We start from the raw sequence: 18,916 nt of genomic DNA on the forward strand, positions 1-18,916 counted from the left end.
ATGGGACACACCTATCGGGAAAATCTTTATTTAAATCGAAAAGAAAGGCTTGGATTAATCATGCTTTTCATAATTCTGTTTGGCTTCTTATTCATACCACACCTTTGGAATACTTATTTCAAATCCCGTTTAACAACAAGAGTTGAACAAGTAACGACTCCCTTAATTCCATCATCTCAACAGGACATTAAAACCAAAAATCCATCGCTAAAATCACTTTTAAAAAATAAAGTCAATGCAACAACTAAACCCAATCTTCCTTATGAATTTGATCCGAATACGATTCAATTATCCGATGCCCAAAAATTAGGAATACCGAAATATGCTTTTAACAATTTGTCAAAATACCGCAATAAAGGAGGCACCATAAAATCCGCAAAAGATTTAAACAAAATTTTTGGTATGCCTCATGAACTCGTTGAATCACTTACGCCTTACATGGTGTTTCCAAAGAAAAGCAAACCATCAGATACTATCAGCTATACAAAACCATACGAAACCAACCGTCCGATCATTGATAAAATGAACATAAATACTGTAACTGTAGATGAACTTATACCACTTCCCGGCATTGCATTGAAACTTTCAGAACGAATTATAAAATATAGAAATTCAATTGGTGGCTTCCATGATATCAACCAATTGAAAGAAGTCTATGGATTACCCGATTCTACGTTCAAAAAAATATCACCCTATCTATTTTGCGATGGCATTTATGCCAAAATTAAAATAAATGTTATTGAATCAGAAGATTTATCTGAACATCCCTTTTTTACAAAAAAACAAGCTCAATTCATCATTAACTTCCGATTACAACACGAATCCATAAGCTCTATTGAAGATCTCAGAAACACAAATTATTTTACCAATGAATGGCTGGATAAAATAAATAAATATCTGGATTATACAAAAGAATGACCAATACCTTACAATAAAGTCATAACTTCTTCAACAGCCTTTTTTGATCCAATGATAATCGAACACCGCTGATGCAATTCAGTAATCGGTAGATCTAAAATGCGTTCCTTATTTTCATTAATACTCATGCCTCCAGCTTGTTCAACAATATGACTCAATGGGTTGCATTCGTATAATAATCTCAATTTGCCTTCAGGATTTTTGGTTGTTTTTGGATAAAGAAAAATACCACCTAAACAAAGCGTTCTATGAACATCGGCAACCATGGACCCAATGTATCTCAACATATAATTTTTATCAGAACACAAATCAATGTATGATCTGATATTTGGACTAAACTGCTTATAATAACCTTGATTGATAGAATAGTACTTTCCTGATTCAGGCATTTTCATTTGAGGATGACTGAGACAAAACTCTCCTACTCCACGATCATACGTGAATCCATTAACCCCATCACCATATGTGTAAACCATCATCGTTGAAGTGCCATATAATACATAGCCTGAAGCTACTAATTCGGTTCCCTTTTGACAAAAATCTTCTTTAGTCAATGGACTATTTTCATCCGTTATTCGTTTGTAAATTCCAAATATTGTTCCAACTGAAATATTGACATCAATATTTGAAGATCCATCTAAAGGATCTATCACAACGATATAATTTGAAGATCCTGACAAATTCTTTTCAAATGGTACAAAATCTTCCAGTTCTTCGGAAGCGACACCAGCACAAATACCTGAATTTTGAAGATATTCTATCATTAAGTCATTAGCATACATATCCAACTTCTGGACTGTGTCTCCTGTGGCATTGACATGACCATCTACACCCATCATATCCATTAAGCCTATTTTATTGACGATCCTATTTACGATTTTCGCTGCAATCCCTAAATGTCTCAATAATCCTGAAAATTCACCCGAAGCATCTGAATATCCATGCTGGCTTTGAACAATAAATTCATCCAAAGTAATTCTTCTCGTCATAAAATCAAATTTATGGCTAAAGATATATAGTTTTTATAATATGATGCCATTCTAAATCTAGTGATTAACTTTGCCAATCTTATAACTAATAATTTTGAAGCATTTATTTACTTTAAATAAGTATATTTTTAAATACAAAAACAAACTCATATTGGGTATACTATTCATTAGTCTGTCCAATATCTTTCGTATACTCCAACCTCAAGCCATTCGCAAAGCCTTAGACGAAATATTACTTTTTATAAAACAAAATCCAGAGCTGAGAGACAGTCATCTATTGTCTTATTCACTGATGAAATTCGGATTAATGGTACTCGGATTTGCCCTATTAATGGGCTTATTTATGTTTTTTATGCGTCAGACCATCATCGTAATGTCGAGATTAATTGAATACGATCTTCGCAGTGATTTATTTAATCATTACCTAATCTTAGATACCCGATTTTATAAATCAAACAAAATTGGAGACCTGATGTCCAGAATTTCAGAAGATGTTAATAAAGTAAGAATGTATCTTGGACCTGCGGTATTGTATGGGATTAATTTAATCAGCCTATTTATCATCGTCATTATTACCATGTTCAATGTTAATTTTTGGCTATCCGTTTATTGTTTATTGCCTTTACCATTTCTGAGTTTCATCATATATAAAGTCAGTAATACAATTAATAAACGAAGTGAAAAAATTCAAAAACAATTATCCAGACTTACTTCCTTGTCCCAGGAAACATTTAGTGGCATTAGAATTATAAAATCATTCAATCGCGAAAACAATTGGATTCATCATTTTACAAACGAAAGTTCTAAACAAAAAGAATATTCGCTAAGTCTAAATAAAATAGATGCGCTGTTTTTTCCATCCATGTTTTTATTAATAGGTTTAAGCACTTTAATCACGATTTATATTGGAGGTTTAAATGTATTTGAAGGCAGTGTCACTCCTGGCAATATTGCAGAATTTGTGATGTATATTACGATGTTGACCTGGCCCGTTTCAGCGATTGGATGGTGTGCTTCAATTATTCAACAAGCCGAAGCTTCTCAAAAAAGAATTAATGAATTTCTATCATTACAGCCTGATATCAATGATTCCAAATCAATCCAATCTCTAAATCCTACATTAGATATTGAATTTAAAGATTTGAATTTTACTTATCCGGAAAACCAAGTTCAGGCATTACACCATTTGAATGTGTTCATTCCTGAAGGTGAACATGTAGCCATTGTGGGCCATACAGGTAGCGGAAAATCAACCATAGCTGAATTATTATTACGAATGTATGATCCAACATCCGGGTCCATATCAATTGGCAACATCGAGTTAGATCAACTGAAAATCAATGCATTAAGAAACAGTATAGCCTATGTTCCACAAGATGTATTTCTGTTTTCTGACAGCATTTTAGAGAATATTTTACTTGGAGCGAAAAACAAAGATTTGCCCTTAGCAGAAATTGAAAATTTTTGTAAAATGGCATGTATCCATGATGAAATTATTAAATTTCCAAATGGCTACAATACCCAAATCGGTGAGCGTGGCGTCAGTTTATCGGGTGGTCAAAAACAAAGGCTCAGTATTGCCAGAGCTTTGATTAAATCAGCTAAGATATTAATCCTCGATAATTGCCTTTCGGCCGTTGATACTGAAACCGAGGTAAAAATCCTAAAAAACCTGGAATTATACTGCAAAGGCAAGACCCTCATGCTTATTACACATCGTCTTAATCAATGCAAAAACATGGATCGAATTCTCGTCTTAAAAGATGGTCAAATAGCAGAAATTGGTAATTTTGAAGCCCTAATAAGAGAACAGGGTATTTTCTATAATTTACTCATGCTTGAAAATTCAACTAAAAATATACCCGAAAATGAAATTTTGACTACTTTTACTATCTAATCTAAATTTGAATTACGTGGAAAAGGATAAAAATCAAGATAGCATCTACACAAATAAGATGCGGGCAGGCAGTCGAAGAACCTATTTTTTTGATGTTCGACAAACCAAGGGAAAAGATTATTATGTATCCATAACTGAAAGTTCCAAGCGTTCTGACGGAGAAGGCTACGATCGCCACAAACTATTTATTTACAAAGAAGACTTTAATCGTTTTCTTGAATGTCTGCAAGAAACTATTAATGAAGTGAAGAATAATTTACTTCCGGATTTTGATTATAACACTTTTTCAAGAAAAGATACCGATGAATCTTCGGAACAAACCAACAAACAAGAAGACACTTTAAGTTGGTAAACGGGATTAAATGATTATCTTAAACGTATAGACTTAAGCTCTGAATTTCAAAGCATTCACAGGTCTTATTTTTGAAACAAAATAAGAGGGGACTAACAAACTAATCGTGATCGTAATAAAAAAAACTAAATTAAGAAAGATCAGCAGGGTTGGATTAAAACTAATGGGCGCGTGATCCAAATAATAATCTGCCTCACTCAATTTTATGAACTTCCATTTCCACTGTATAAAACAAAGTCCTAAGCCGATGATGTTTCCATAAAGCATTCCCTTTACCAATAACTTAACCCCATATCGTATGAAGATTTTTCGTTGATTCCATTGGCCAAGGCCTAATGTAGAAAGGATGCCAATCATGTGTGTTCGTTCCAGAATCAATATCAATAGCGTAGTTGCCATGTTAATAATACATACCAATAAAATCAACCCGAGTATAAATCTTTTATTAATATCCTGTAATGAAAGCCATTCAAATATATTGGGATATTTACTGCGAATGGTTTCTGAATAAATTTCAGTAGGCAAAATTTCATTGTAAATAAATTCATTTATTTTTTCGACATCACTTAATCGATTAGAAAATAATTCTAATCCAGTTACTTGTTCAGGTGTCCACTGCAACACCCCTTGCAAAAGTCGCATATCAACAAGAGCAAATTTTTGATCATATTCTTCTAACCCTGTTCTATAAATACCGCATACCTTAAGTTTCCTTTTGATTTGATTTCCATTTATAATAAAATGCGCTATTAAAGATCCGCCTGTTGTAATATCCAACTTTTTTGCGGATTGTTCTGACAATAAAATAGATCTTGAAAACATACTATCTTCAAAATGTGGTATGCTTCCGGATTTAATAAATTGTTCCATGTATTGCCAATCAAAATGAGGATCAACTCCTTTTAAAAACATACCTTGAAATAAATTATTATGGTCCACTAGACCTGGCAATATCACAAACTTCTCAATATCTCTTATCGATGATTTATCTAAGCCAATGGAGGAAAAATCTGCATCCTGAATCATCTTTTGATATTTGCTCGCATATTCCAATGGAATAGGTTCTATACTGCGATTAACTTGAATATTTGTTATGTGTATGTGTCCCCAAAATCCAAAAACTTTTTGTGCAATTTGCTTTTGAAATCCTTCAAAAGTTGCGGCTGCTACGATCATAACAGCTAAACTTAATGCAATATTAATAATCGAAATACGGATGATATTTCTGATTAATGATTTATTAAATGCAGTAAATGTTTTTTGCGCAATATATTTACTAATATCCATTTTACATCAAGCCAAATTGCATTCCAATTGATTTATAAAATCTTCATTAAAAAATCATTCTTTGAAAATGTACATTTTTTAAAAACAAAATGCCTATTTTATCAAATTGATTAAAACCACAACACCAAAGATTTTATTTAGAATGTATTGTATCTTCGCGGCACAATATCGCAAATATTACGTATGCAACGAAAAAACTTTTTAGACGAATTAAGATGGCGAAATATGCTGCACGACAGCACTCCGGGTCTCGAAGAAGCCTTAAATCAGGGTATGGCTATTGCCTATATAGGTTTTGACCCAACTGCACCGGCACTTACCATTGGTAATTTTGTTCAAGTTATGTTACTCAATTTTTTTCAGCAGTGTGGTCACAAACCCATAGTAGTTATGGGAGGCGCCACCGGACGTATAGGCGACCCATCCGGAAAAGACAAAGAACGAGAACTCAAAACGGAAGAAGAATTAGATGCTAATATAGCTCGTCAAATTATTGCGATACGCAAATTATTGAATTTTGATACAGGTCCCAATGCTGCTATCCTTGTAAATAATTTTGATTTTTATAAGGACATGAATATACTTGATTTTTTAAGAAAAGTTGGTAAAAATGCTACGGTAAATTATATGCTTTCTAAAGAATCTGTAAAACGTAGATTGGATACCGGAATTTCCTATACAGAATTTACTTACCAATTATTACAGGCTTATGATTTTTACAGGTTGTATACTGATTATAATTGTATACTCCAAATGGGAGGTTCAGATCAATGGGGTAATATTATAGCCGGAACTGACTACATAGGAAAAGTCGTTTCGGGAGCTAAAGCTTATGCAGTTACCACACCCCTATTAACAAAATCTGATGGTAAAAAATTTGGAAAATCTGAAGAAGGCAATATTTGGCTGGATGCAGAATTTACCAGCCCATATAAATTTTACCAATTCTGGCTCAATTCAGATGATGCCGATATTGCTAAACTATTCCGCTATTTCAGTTATAAATCTGAGAAGGAAGTGTTGGATTTAGAACAATTATATCATGAAGATCTTCGATCATTGAAAAAAATACTTGCAACAGAAATAACCGAAAGAATACATGGGGCCGAAGCAGTCTCCAGAGTTATGAACGTGTCTGAATTATTGTTCAATAAAGATTCTACAAGCGAATTCTTGCATCAGTTGTCAGTTCCTGAATTTTTAGAAGTCAAAAACGAAATTCCTTCATTCACTATTCCCATAAATCATTTCAACGAGCCTGTTTCTCTGATCCATTTGCTGACAGAATTATGTCCAGTATTCAGCTCAAAAGGTGAAGCTAGGCGCGCCATTCAATCCAATGCAATTACCCTTAACAAAGTTAAAATAGTTGATATTGAAGCTGGAGTTAATACCTCTCATTTAATTCATAATCAATTTATTATGGTTGAAAATGGAAAGAAAAATAAATACCTGGTAGATGTTCAATAATCTAATTAAATGGAAGTTCCTGTAAGGTTATTTTATGAAGTGATTTTACAATTTTATTTAAAGTGCCTTTGATTTAAATATTTCAGTTTGGAATTTACTTATTAAGAAATCATTTTTATCCAAACAAGAGTTTTGGCTTGATAATAAATTAAAATAATTTATATATATTTGTACCAAATCTGTAACCATCCCATTTTGAGGACATTAGGTATATATAAAAACTAAAAAGCGTTAGGCCTTTTAAATAATTATCATTAAATCTCAAAATTCAATATTAACTAAAATTGGCACAGTATTATATATATTATATAAAATATTAATATAAATGACTTATGAAACAAATTAAATCCACATTCTTTATCCTGGCCTTAATGATCGCCTTATCATCAGCCTATGCCCAGCCTTGTGCTAATGCAGGGAGTGACGAATTGGTTTGTGGATATACCTATGACCTCATTGGTGCACCTCCGGGAGGTTCATGGACGGTTGTTTGCGGTAACCCCATTCAATTCGCTCATTTGGATTCCATTTTTCCCGGCACCTCAAAAGTTACAGTCAGCAATTGTGGAGCTTATACTTTCGTTTATCATGTAGATGAATTGCCCTGCGTTTCAACAGACACCGTAGTTATACAATTTGAAAATAGATCATTTAAACTCGAAGATGCTAAAATTAAAATAGAACTTAAATATCAAAGTCTGAACTGTCATGTTACTCCAGAGGACTCTTGTGGTAATATTCGAACGGTGGCTGGTATTTTTCCACCAACACCCACTTGGATCTTAAATCTTAATGGTAATTGCGAAGTTCTTACTGCAAAACAAAGAATCGTAGGCGCGGATTCAACAAGCTGTTTAGCAGACTCCATCATTGCTGAGTTGAGTTCAAAAAAAGATACGGCACTCATCAAGTGGACAAGCACCCAACAGTCATTTATATCTTTGGATTCAAATGGAAAATTAATCAACAATCGCTTTGGCCCGTTTATTGGTATACTCTTAAACTCACTTTTGGATGAATTGGATACAAAATGTAATCTGAATAAATGTTTTACTGATTTTTCTCTATGTCGTGATACTGTCAGTTATGATACTTTAAATCTCATTTTACCGGTTCATCTGGGTGGTAGCTGGCATCTGAAAAATGGTAACATGGTAACCAGATTAAACAACAGTAATTTCATTCGGATTGGAACCGAAAACTATTATCTGAATATTTTAAAAGGAGCACGATACTATGGCCCTGATGCTTTACAATTCGAATTATTATCTACTGATGCTTCAGGAAATCCAATTCCATTAAATAAAAAAATAGATCTCGAATTGGTATGGCGGGAAGATTGGATAACAGACACCATCACGTATTATTTACCCAAAGAAATTAACGATGAAAATTGCTTTTGCGGTGGTCGGACTATTTTTATAGATCGTTTTACCATACCGGAAACGCCATTTTTAGTTTGTCCTCCCAATCGACTCGTTTTCACCCCAACCCTAACTCCTGAGATTTTAGGGAAAGATTATTTTTGTGCGGGCCAATTTTTAAATCTAACAGTAGATTCTACTTATACATCTTTCAAATGGTCTAATGGTACTTTTGAAAAAAATACTAGTATTTCAAGTGGAGGCAAAGTTTCTGTTACGGTAACCAATTCTTATGGCTGTGAAGCTACTGATACCCTATTGGTTTATGAAGTTCCACTTCCAAGTATTGAAATAACATCAGATAAGAATGCTATTTGTCAAGGTGATTGTGTCATTCTTGAACTTAAATCAGACAGTTTTAATACATTTATTTGGAACAATACAGATACCAGTAAAACAATCATTGCATGTCCAACCATAGATCGAACATATACTGGAAAAGTTATTGATCTGTATGGATGTGAATCCACAAAAAATATAGATATTAAAGTTCATATTGCCCCTGATCCTAATGCCGGCCTGGATCAAAAACTAACTTGCACCGTACATTCAGTGAATCTGAGTCCAGCAAGACTGGACACTTTTGGCAAGCGAAGTTTTTTTTGGACCGGACCAGGAATCACCAGCTTGAATAGAGATACTGTTAATCCTTTAGTTTCTACTCCAGGACAATATGTCTTACATGTCTTTGATTCAATCAGTGGCTGCATAGGAATTGACTCCATTGAAGTTATTGCTGATACACTTAAACCCTTAGCACTTGGAGGTCCTGATCTGGTCCTCAATTGTAAAGACTTACAAGTTACATTCAAGAGTGATTCTTCAACTTTTGGAAATGGATTTAGTATAGAATGGTATGGCCCCGGAATAAATCCTAGCAATCGATTCATTCTTAGTCCAACAGTAAATCTTCCAGGGACCTATTTATTAAATATCACCAATCTTGATAATAATTGTTCGTCGGTTGACACCATAGTTGTTACCCTAAATAATTTAACCCCGAGATCCGATGCGGGATTAGACCGGGTCATTCCATGTGATTCTACTGAATTACTTATCGGTGGATCCAGATCATCCGTTGGATCCGCTATAAGTTATTTATGGCAAGGTCCTGCTATTAATACAAACAATCAAAACAATCAATTTGTATTGGTTAATGCACCCGGAGTTTATAATTTAATTGTTACAAACAATATTACATTTTGTACAGATACGGATCAAGTAATCATCAGTTTACCGGATTCATTGCCTACCATTAAACTATTCAAATCCTGGGATTTTTCTTGCTTACATGACAGTGTATTTCTAAGTGCCGATTCTTCTACTGGAAGATTTCTACAATATCTGTGGAACGGTCCAGGGATAACTACAAAAAATCGTAAAGACTCAGCGCTGGTTATTTTTTCACCCGGAATTTATTATTTATTATTAAGAGATTCAGTAACACATTGTACGAGTTTCGATTCTATAGAAATAAAAATAACTGGATCTATTCCTACTGTTAATGCGGGTCCGGATAAAACCATTACTTGCGATTTTCCTAATGTCACATTGAATGGCAGCAGCAATCTCACCGATTCATTAGCACTTTACACATGGACCGGACAAGGTATAAATGGCAATAATAAAAATCAGAAAACTCCGGTGGTAAATCAGGATGGTGAATATATTCTAACTGTAAAAAATATTAAAGATGGGTGCACCGTGCATGATACATTATACGTGAAGAAAAATTTAGACCTTCCAAGTGTTGACATAGGTGTAGATCACGTTTTGAATTGCAGAAAAGATACCTTACAATTAGAAGCTATACTAAATAAATTTAAATCCAATTATTCATTTAAATGGACCGGAGCTGGTATCAATCCAAATAACGAAAGAGACCTCAAACAAGTCATTAGAATACCGGGAATTTATTCAGTAAGCATAACAACACCAAATCCTGAGTGTAACGCTGTTGATATGGTTAACATTACCATAGATACCAATACTTATAAAATCAGTATAGAAGATACTCTTTGGTTCAGTTGTGATAATAAAATAATTTCTTTCCGGGAAGACTCTACTACATTCACAAAACTGGATTCCATCAGTTGGTCAGATGCCTTAGACAATAGAATTCCAACCAATGATAAAGGAAGATCTATTACCCTTACAAAAGAAGGACGATACAAATATCTAAGCTACCAAAAAAATGGGTGTTTCACTTTTGGTAGTTTTGTGATCATCCCTTATACTACGATTAAAGTAGATCAGGTCATTGTCAATCCATCCTGTTTATCACATCCCACAGGCTCCATTAAAATTAATGTCCTAGAGGGTACAGGTCCATTCAAATATAGTTTAGATGGTAGCCCCGCAGATACCATTTCATTTTTTAGTCAGTTGATTCCGGGTATCTATAATATCAATATTTATGATCGTTTTGGATGTCCTAAATTGGTCACTGTTGAAATTAAATCGTTGATTGTTTTACCAACTACACTTGATAATCAGACCTTGAGTTTGAACATTTGTCAGGACACTATTATAGATGCTAAAGAAATACTTCGTAGAAATAATTTCAACCCGGACTCAGCGTCATATCAATGGAGTTTTAATGGTACGGATATCAACATTGGACAATCCATGACTAAGATTTCTGCAACAGGTCGATATGCCATTAAATTTATTAATAAAAATGGCTGCGAAACAGTAACCGTTTTTTATAATGTTACACAAGACAATAATATCAATACAGTAACCAATGAATTTAATCTGTGTCAGGACACCATAATTTCAGCTGATAGTCTGATTAAGGAGCTTGGTTTTAAACCTTCAGATGTTACCATACAATGGAAACTGGATAATGTAGAAATCAACAATGGACAATCCACATTAAAAATTGATAAAGCGGGTACATTTGAACTCATTATTATCAATTCAAAAATTTGTGAGACCTATATCAATCTATTCGTAGTTACCCAGGATAATAGTATGGCAGATTCAAGGGTCAACATGCCGAATGTGTTTACACCAAATGGGGATCAAATTAATGATTCTTATAAGCCGGTCTTTGACAAAATGACTACATTCGAAACCTATTTGTTCACGATCTATGACAGGTGGGGCCAGAAAGTCTTTGAAACAAGTGACCCTAAGGACTCTTGGGATGGCAGACGCAACAGCACCAATATGCCTATTGATAGTTATATAGCCCTATTTAGAGCGAGACTGGATCTTTGCGGATCTATGAGGGATGTCAATCTGAAAACTTCCTTTACCTTGATTCGATAGTTCCTTAAGTAGATATAAACTTTTAAATATTAGACGTTGTTATAGGAGAAAGACAAGCGCTTACCGTTAGGCACGGTATTTGCTAGTGTCATATTAGTATTATTTATAATATATAATTCTATTATGTCAAAGCAACTGATTCTGATAATTTGTACCACTGCTCTCATTACTTCACTAGTTAGTGTGGGTATTTTTCATGTATTTTATCATGAAAATGAACTCAAAGTAATACAAGAATGGCGAGCCCAAAAAGTCAACAATACCCAATTAGATCGCTTGTTAAGATCTGACCGTCTGCATTCCAGGCTCATGTCAACTTCTCCAACTGACTTTATTGAGGCAGCTGATTTAAGTACACCGGCAGTAGTCTTTATTGAAAGCATTTCTGATTCGAATAAGGATAATTTTTCACTTCCCAATAGAGCCCTCTCTACTGGATCTGGAGTTATTGTTTCCAACGACGGTTATATTGTTACCAATAATCACGTTATTGAAAATGCTAAAAAAATCCAGGTGCTCCTGAATGACAATAGGGAGTTCGAAGCGAAATTGATTGGTACTGATCCCAATACAGATCTGGCATTACTCAAAATAGAAACCGTAGGTCTACCCTTCTTAATGTTTGGAAATTCTGATTCGACCCGAATTGGGGAATGGGTTCTGGCGGTCGGTAATCCGTTCCGATTACAGTCCACCGTTACCGCAGGAATCATTTCCGCAAAAGCCCGAAACATCAATATTTTGAATTCGCAACAATACAGAATCGAATCTTTCATTCAGACTGATGCAGCCGTAAATCCAGGAAACAGTGGAGGTGCATTAGTCAATACAGCAGGCGAACTGGTAGGAATTAACACAGCGATTATGACCTACAGCGGTAGTTATGAGGGCTATTCCTTCTCCATCCCATCCAACTTAGTACGCAAAGTTATTTCAGACCTCAAAGAATTTGGAGTTGTCCAAAGAGGTTTACTTGGGGTTACTATAGAAAATGTAGATGATGTCAAAGCTAAGCAATTTGGCTTGGATCGGGTCACTGGGGTTTATATTTCCAATACAACTAAATCTGGTGCTGCTGATGAGGCCGGACTCCAATCAGATGATATCATCCTCGAAGTAAATGGTCGTAAAGTCGCTTCTGTATCTGAACTACAAGAAATTATTGGAATATTCAGACCCGGAATAGAAGTTACCCTTACGTATTGGCGCGATGGGGCTGTTCAAACAGCAAAAGCCGTTTTAAAAAACCAAATTAATTCTACAGAACTAATTGCTACCCGTAAAGATCCGATATTGGTTCAATTGGGTTTTGAACTTAGGGATCTGAGTGAGAAAGAAAATAAAGAATTCAATCAATCGGGTGTGAGGGTATTGAGCATTTACCAAAATAGCAAAATATTTAAAACCAACATGGCACCGAATTATATCATCACTTCGGTCAATAATAAAAAAATAAAATCAGTGGACGAACTCATTGCTATCATTAATTCTTCCAATGATAAAATAACGCTGGATGGGTTTTATGAAAAATATAAGGGTAAGTATCCGTATAGTTTTTATAAGGATTAGAATGGTGTAAAGGAGCCTAGAATGAATACTCCAATGGTTCCTAAAACAACTTTAGAATTTCATTCTTGTAATTAAGAACTACTAAAAATATATATTAAAAGTTCTGGTCTTAGATCTAGTTATTTTGCTTGTTTGGAGGATAACTTTAAATCCTGATCAAGGAATTATTACACTAGACAATTCACAATTAGCCTATCATTAATTCAAATTGTAATATTATATTATAATATATTTATAAATTACTATAAATCAATATTTAATACTTATAATTCTATTACAATATAAACCAAGCCTTAATTTAATAATCTCTGATCATAGCCAATAAAATGTTAGTATAATATTTAATAAAACTTACCCCCACTCCCTTTTCTGGGTTAATTTTGCAGTCAGCGAAATACCAATATGAATCAAGAATTTGATAAGAATGAAGATGCTCTTAAATTAGCAATCGGCAAACTCAATAAAGAACTCGAAAAAATATACCTCGGCGGAGGCAAGAAAAAGTTAGAAGCCCAACAGGCACAGGGAAAAATGACCGCTCGCGAACGGGTTACATACTTACTGGATCCGGATCGTCCGGTTTTGGAAATTGGAGCTTTCGCAGGGTTTGAAATGTATGAGGAACACGGAGGCTGCCCGGGCGCAGGGGTCGTGGTTGTCCTTGGATACATCCAAAATCGCCTTTGTGTGGTCATTGCAAATGACGCTACCGTTAAGGCTGGCGCCTGGTTTCCCATAACCGGTAAAAAAAATCTCCGCGCTCAGGAAATAGCCATGGAGAATCGATTGCCTTTGATCTATCTTGTGGATAGTGCAGGCGTATATCTTCCGATGCAAGATGAAATATTCCCGGATAAAGAACATTTCGGCCGTATTTTTAGAAATAATGCCATCATCTCCAGTATGGGTATTCCACAATTAGCTGCTATCATGGGCAGTTGTGTGGCAGGAGGGGCATATCTACCCATCATGTCAGATGAAGCTCTGATTGTGGATAAAACAGGTTCTATCTTCTTAGCTGGTTCCTATCTGGTTAAAGCAGCCATTGGTGAAGAAACAGACAATGAAACACTAGGTGGAGCAACAACGCATAATAGTATCTCAGGTGTAACGGATTATAAAATGAAAGATGATCCAACATGCCTCGATACCATCAAAAAATTGGTAGGTCAATTCGGTAAAGACCCTGAAGCCGGTTTCGATCGAGTACCAAGCATTCCACCGGTACGAAAACCAAATGACCTGTTAGGCCTATTCCCCGAAAATGGATTAAAACCCTACGACATGACCCAAATAATGGAATGTATCGTGGATCAAGGCTCCCTCCTATACTACAAAGAACATTATGGCAAATCCATTGTTTGTGCTTATGCACGAATCGATGGTTGGGCTGTTGGAATTGTGGCTAATGACCGAAAAGTGTTCAAATCCGGTAAAGGCGAGATGCAAATGGGCGGCGTTATTTACTCGGATTCAGCAGACAAAGCCACAAGATTTATTTTAAACTGTAATCAAAAGAAAATTCCTTTGGTTTTCATTCAGGATGTGACAGGATTTATGGTTGGCACTAGGTCAGAACACGGAGGCATCATCAAAGATGGGGCTAAAATGGTTAATGCTGTATCCAATAGTACTGTCCCTAAGTTCACTATCGTGGTGGGTAATTCTTATGGTGCAGGCAATTATGCCATGTGTGGGAAAGCATATGATCCTAGATTAATAGTTGCTTGGCCTACAGCTAAAATCGCAGTGATGGGAGGAGCGCAAGCAGCTAAGGTGTTGACACAAATTCAAGTAGCCTCATTGAAATCCAAAGGCGAAGCCCCTAATGATGAAGAAGAAAAAGCCCTGTTTGAAAAAATAAGTCAACGTTACGACAAACAAACTTCAGCATATTATGCAGCATCTCGTTTATGGGTAGATGCCATTATCGATCCGCGTGATACCAGATCATGGATTAGTATCGGTATAGAAGCTGCGAATCATGCACCTGTACAAAAATTTAATGTGGGTGTCATCCAAACTTAATATTGATCTAAAATAAATTACATATGGAAGAAAATAAAAAAACTTGGTTGAAGCGTTTTGGGCTTGTTGGTTTTTTGTTCTTTTTAATTAAAGGAATTATGTGGTTGGTTTTAGGTGGCAGTGTACTTCAATGGATATGCAACAAATAATATATTGAAAACACTATTTTCATCTTTACGAACACCTTATCTTCTGAATATAATTGTATCTTTTTTTCCGATTTTTGGATTTAGTCAAACTAAACCAACTCCAAATGTTGACATCCAGTTTTCTACAAGTTTCACTTCACTAAAGCACTTTAATCCAGAAAATAAGCTATACTATGTAATGGATTCATCTCAAAGTTTCAATTCAAATTCATTTTACAAAAACAATTTGGTCACACCTACCAAAATGCCCTTTTTCTGTAAATTAGAACACAACGCTTTCAAAAAAACAAACGTTAAAATGAGTTTTAGATTGGGCAGTTTGGATTACAGCAACTACTTAGAATATTCCCAATTCAAAAATGAAAAATACTTTATCAAGTAGTTGTATTTACTCGTCTATTTTAATATTGTTTAAATGTTTTACACTTTTCCTTTAGTCGTTCTAATCATTATACTTCACCGAATTCTATTTTAAAAATCCACATAGCTCAATAATCTTAAAATATTTCATTTGAAATGACCTTGGATTATTAATCCTACTATTTTATAAAATTCCATCTAATAATTTCCTGTAATAGAAAAAAAATTGAATCAATGATCACAATCATGTTATCAGGTGATCATCATCAGATTTTTTGATGTATTAAGCGCATACATTTGATTCCAATTAAACAAAATTACTTTATAAAACTATCTATTATGAAATCAAAATTGTATATTTTCTTCACGCTTTTATTAGTTGGCTTGTTCTATTTGACTTGTACTCATGATAATGAAGTTGCTACAGCTCCTCCAATCATTAGAGGTGGTCAAATCATGTTACCTGGAACTCTAGCAGCCGGCGATACCACACAATGGAAATTTGATAAAGCGCACTCCGGAGTATTATGGCAATCTGCTTATGTGGGAGCTGCAGGTTGGTTAACTGGACGATTTGATCAATTTGGGCTTCACGATGTTACGGATGCAAAATCAATTGATTATGCTGTAACAACCCAACCTTTACCTGATACCTCTTGGGCCTTTTATGAAAACGAACCGGCAAAAAGTTATTTCAACGGTTATGTGCAAGTAAATACTTTTGATACTGGCGAACCAGGAAGAGACACAGGTTGTATTATCGCAACTTTAGGTACTGCAAAAATATTAACTGGCGTCCAAAGTCTGAAGTTGACCAATTTAGCCAAAATCAAAACCAGGGTTATCAAATTTGATCCTGAAAGTAGTGATTATCTTGTGACTATGGACTTTACCTGGCAAGGAAAATTAGCTGCACCCAAAACCGTCACTCTAGAAGGAAAATTAAAATACGTTCCACGTGCACGCGTACAGTTTGGTACTTCAGCGGCTTATTCAGTTTTTGGACTCAATTTAACTTTTGAATTGAACTGTAGAGATTTTGGCGTAACCAGCACAAGCGTTAATGACATCATACAAGTGAGTTGTAATGCGAATTTTAACAATAAATAATGTTCACCTATAATAATTATATATCATGAAAAAACGTGTAATGATTTTCGGAATGGTATTAGTTGTGGCGGTGATCCTGAATAGCTGCTACAAAGATATTGTTTCTCCGGATTTAGAATCTTCATATCCTCCACAACAAGTTAGCTTCAAGAATGACTTGGCACCATATTTAAAAAAGACCTGCTCCAGTAATGAAGGTTGTCATAACGCTGGAAGCCACGAGCCTTATATGGATGATGTTACCAAGTCCTTTAAAAATATTGTAACCAATGGATATGTTAATACAACTTTTCCAAAACAAAGTAAATTTTATAAGTTTGTCTATGGAGAAATGTCAGAATACTCTACCAAGAGCGAACGAACCAAAATTTACGATTGGATTCGAACTGGAGCAAAAAATAATTAATGTTAAAAAATCAATGAAATGAAAACAAAAATAAATATAATAAATAAGCTGCGGTTTGCTCTTTGGGTTGTAATCATAAGTGCCTTTAGTTTACCGGCATTCGCACAGGAAACCGAAGAAGCCATGGTTAAAACACCAAAAAAATATGCTAAAAACACTTTTGAAAGTGTTTGGCTCATAGATAATCAGACGGTAATGGTTCCAGCAAAAGGTACACTTGAGTTTGATATCCTACACCGATTTGGTACCGTTAAAAATGGATTTGATGATCTGTGGGGATTGTTTGCGCCATCTAATATTCGACTTGGTTTTGCTTATGCTCCAATCAACAATTTGAATCTTGGTCTAGGGCTTACTAAAGAAAAACAAATTGTGGATGGTAGCCTTAAATATGCCATAATCAAACAATTGAAAGACAGCTGGAAAGTTCCTGTAAGCATCACATATTATGGTAATATGTCTTATGATCTAAAAAAAGATCCCGAAGGTACTGAGTATAAGTATGAAACCGATCGTTTAAGGTTTTTTAATCAACTGATTATTGCAAGTAAAATAACTGAGAAACTTTCAATCCAAGTAGCTCCAAGTTTGTCCCACCAGAATTTTGTTCAGGGATTTATTAAAAAAGTACAACTTGATAGTGTTAAAAGTGAAAATCAAGTATTTGCAGAAATGAAACATGATCACTTTGCATTAGCTTTTTCAGGAAGATACAAAGTCACAAATAGTATGGCCATTATGGTAAATTATGATCAGCCTATTACAATACATACAGCCAATAATCCAAATCCAAATCTCTCTTTTGGTCTAGAACTTGGTACAAGTGGACACTCATTCCAAATATTTGCAGGCAATTACTATTTCTTAAATCCTCAGAGAAACAATTTGTTTAATACCAATAATCCGGTGAAATATACCGACGCTGCAAATAATAAAATTGCTGGTGGTAACTTCATTATAGGATTCAATATAACAAGATTATGGAGTTTATAGGTTTATGTTTTTGACGTTATTCCATTTTGCAAAACATGAATCATTCCCAAAGCACCTAAGTTTATCCAAACTTAGGTGCTTTAATATTATCTGTCACATAAAACAATTACAATAATTAATTCGACTATAAGCAACTAAATAGATTCAAAATCAATGTTTAAAATTTCAATTTTTTATAGCTTAACCTTTTTCATATTGATTTCATCTTGCAGTGAAGGTTCAAAAAAAAATTTATCCCAGCAACTCCAATCAAAAGACCCATCAGAAATACACAAAAAACCAGCTAGTACAATTCAAGACACCTTATACATTAATTCAATATCTGTAGTTTTCTATCAACCAGATTCACTTCAACTAAACCGTATAAAAGCAATAACAGATCCTTCAGTATTTGATGGCAGCATGCATGAATATTTTTATCAAATCAGAAATGCACATATAGTCCTGAAACAAAATTGGTCTCAACTTAAAATTGTAGATTCAAAAAATGTCCGGTATTTGGTATTTGTAGGCTTGGATCATACAAGATATACCATCGATCTGGATCAATATAACGATGCCTATGGCATGTTTGTTTTTGATCTCAAAAAAGCACCAATACTTGTAGACATGACCAATTTGGAATCCATTATTCATATGTATTTATCAAGTTAACTTGAATTGGTTCAATTTAATAAATTCTGATCCA

Annotated in this window: 13 protein-coding genes; 11 read left to right on the forward strand and 2 right to left on the reverse strand. The window is 34.5% G+C overall.

What is annotated here, in order from left to right; genetic code table 11:
• Positions 1-918, forward strand: coding sequence for a helix-hairpin-helix domain-containing protein (locus IPK88_19055; GenBank protein ID MBK8245534.1), 918 nt, complete (start codon positions 1-3; stop codon positions 916-918).
• A gap of 8 nt (positions 919-926) precedes the next feature.
• Here IPK88_19055 and fbp read toward each other — a convergent pair whose 3' ends face one another.
• The gene (fbp, locus tag IPK88_19060; protein MBK8245535.1) at positions 927-1,907 is read right to left on the reverse strand and encodes a class 1 fructose-bisphosphatase; all 981 of its coding nucleotides are present in this window, start codon (positions 1,905-1,907) and stop codon (positions 927-929) included.
• Between the two features lie 94 nt (positions 1,908-2,001).
• Between fbp and IPK88_19065 the strand changes: the two genes are divergently transcribed.
• The gene (locus tag IPK88_19065) at positions 2,002-3,804 is read left to right on the forward strand and encodes an ABC transporter ATP-binding protein (protein ID MBK8245536.1); all 1,803 of its coding nucleotides are present in this window, start codon (positions 2,002-2,004) and stop codon (positions 3,802-3,804) included.
• Positions 3,805-3,811: 7 nt separating this feature from the next.
• Complete coding sequence (locus IPK88_19070) at positions 3,812-4,156, forward strand: DUF3276 family protein (protein ID MBK8245537.1); 345 nt, start codon at positions 3,812-3,814, stop codon at positions 4,154-4,156.
• A gap of 33 nt (positions 4,157-4,189) precedes the next feature.
• On the opposite strand, the gene IPK88_19075 is transcribed toward IPK88_19070, so the two are convergent.
• Positions 4,190-5,443, reverse strand: a complete 1,254-nt coding sequence (locus IPK88_19075; protein MBK8245538.1) for an ABC transporter permease — start codon at positions 5,441-5,443, stop codon at positions 4,190-4,192.
• A gap of 183 nt (positions 5,444-5,626) precedes the next feature.
• Between IPK88_19075 and IPK88_19080 the strand changes: the two genes are divergently transcribed.
• The 8 genes from IPK88_19080 to IPK88_19115 all read left to right on the forward strand — a co-directional run bounded on the left by IPK88_19080 (position 5,627) and on the right by IPK88_19115 (position 18,882).
• Positions 5,627-6,913: a tyrosine--tRNA ligase gene (locus IPK88_19080; GenBank protein MBK8245539.1), complete on the forward strand. Its 1,287-nt coding sequence runs from the start codon at positions 5,627-5,629 to the stop codon at positions 6,911-6,913.
• Positions 6,914-7,245: 332 nt separating this feature from the next.
• Positions 7,246-11,613 (forward strand): gliding motility-associated C-terminal domain-containing protein, encoded by a 4,368-nt coding sequence (locus IPK88_19085; GenBank protein ID MBK8245540.1) that lies wholly within the window; start codon positions 7,246-7,248, stop codon positions 11,611-11,613.
• A gap of 123 nt (positions 11,614-11,736) precedes the next feature.
• Positions 11,737-13,182, forward strand: a complete 1,446-nt coding sequence (locus IPK88_19090) for a trypsin-like peptidase domain-containing protein (GenBank protein MBK8245541.1) — start codon at positions 11,737-11,739, stop codon at positions 13,180-13,182.
• 402 nt (positions 13,183-13,584) lie between these two features.
• Positions 13,585-15,210, forward strand: a complete 1,626-nt coding sequence (locus IPK88_19095) for an acyl-CoA carboxylase subunit beta (protein ID MBK8245542.1) — start codon at positions 13,585-13,587, stop codon at positions 15,208-15,210.
• Positions 15,211-16,058: 848 nt separating this feature from the next.
• Positions 16,059-16,829, forward strand: a complete 771-nt coding sequence (locus tag IPK88_19100) for a YceI family protein (protein MBK8245543.1) — start codon at positions 16,059-16,061, stop codon at positions 16,827-16,829.
• 25 nt (positions 16,830-16,854) lie between these two features.
• Positions 16,855-17,235 (forward strand): hypothetical protein, encoded by a 381-nt coding sequence (locus IPK88_19105; protein MBK8245544.1) that lies wholly within the window; start codon positions 16,855-16,857, stop codon positions 17,233-17,235.
• A gap of 18 nt (positions 17,236-17,253) precedes the next feature.
• Positions 17,254-18,228, forward strand: coding sequence for a hypothetical protein (locus tag IPK88_19110; GenBank protein MBK8245545.1), 975 nt, complete (start codon positions 17,254-17,256; stop codon positions 18,226-18,228).
• A 153-nt stretch (positions 18,229-18,381) separates the two neighbouring features.
• Complete coding sequence (locus IPK88_19115; GenBank protein MBK8245546.1) at positions 18,382-18,882, forward strand: hypothetical protein; 501 nt, start codon at positions 18,382-18,384, stop codon at positions 18,880-18,882.
• The last annotated feature ends 34 nt before the right edge of the window (positions 18,883-18,916 follow it).

The organism is Candidatus Defluviibacterium haderslevense (assembly GCA_016712225.1).
GTDB lineage: Bacteria > Bacteroidota > Bacteroidia > Chitinophagales > Saprospiraceae > Vicinibacter > Vicinibacter haderslevensis.

Coding starts and splice junctions, on each gene's coding strand:
- IPK88_19055 (MBK8245534.1), top strand. CDS start 1: ATGGGACACACCTATCGGGAAAATCTTTATTTAAATCGAAAAGAAAGG.
- fbp (MBK8245535.1), bottom strand. CDS start 1,907: ATGACGAGAAGAATTACTTTGGATGAATTTATTGTTCAAAGCCAGCAT.
- IPK88_19075 (MBK8245538.1), bottom strand. CDS start 5,443: ATGGATATTAGTAAATATATTGCGCAAAAAACATTTACTGCATTTAAT.
- IPK88_19080 (MBK8245539.1), top strand. CDS start 5,627: ATGCAACGAAAAAACTTTTTAGACGAATTAAGATGGCGAAATATGCTG.
- IPK88_19085 (MBK8245540.1), top strand. CDS start 7,246: ATGAAACAAATTAAATCCACATTCTTTATCCTGGCCTTAATGATCGCC.
- IPK88_19090 (MBK8245541.1), top strand. CDS start 11,737: ATGTCAAAGCAACTGATTCTGATAATTTGTACCACTGCTCTCATTACT.
- IPK88_19095 (MBK8245542.1), top strand. CDS start 13,585: ATGAATCAAGAATTTGATAAGAATGAAGATGCTCTTAAATTAGCAATC.
- IPK88_19100 (MBK8245543.1), top strand. CDS start 16,059: ATGAAATCAAAATTGTATATTTTCTTCACGCTTTTATTAGTTGGCTTG.
- IPK88_19105 (MBK8245544.1), top strand. CDS start 16,855: ATGAAAAAACGTGTAATGATTTTCGGAATGGTATTAGTTGTGGCGGTG.
- IPK88_19110 (MBK8245545.1), top strand. CDS start 17,254: ATGAAAACAAAAATAAATATAATAAATAAGCTGCGGTTTGCTCTTTGG.
- IPK88_19115 (MBK8245546.1), top strand. CDS start 18,382: ATGTTTAAAATTTCAATTTTTTATAGCTTAACCTTTTTCATATTGATT.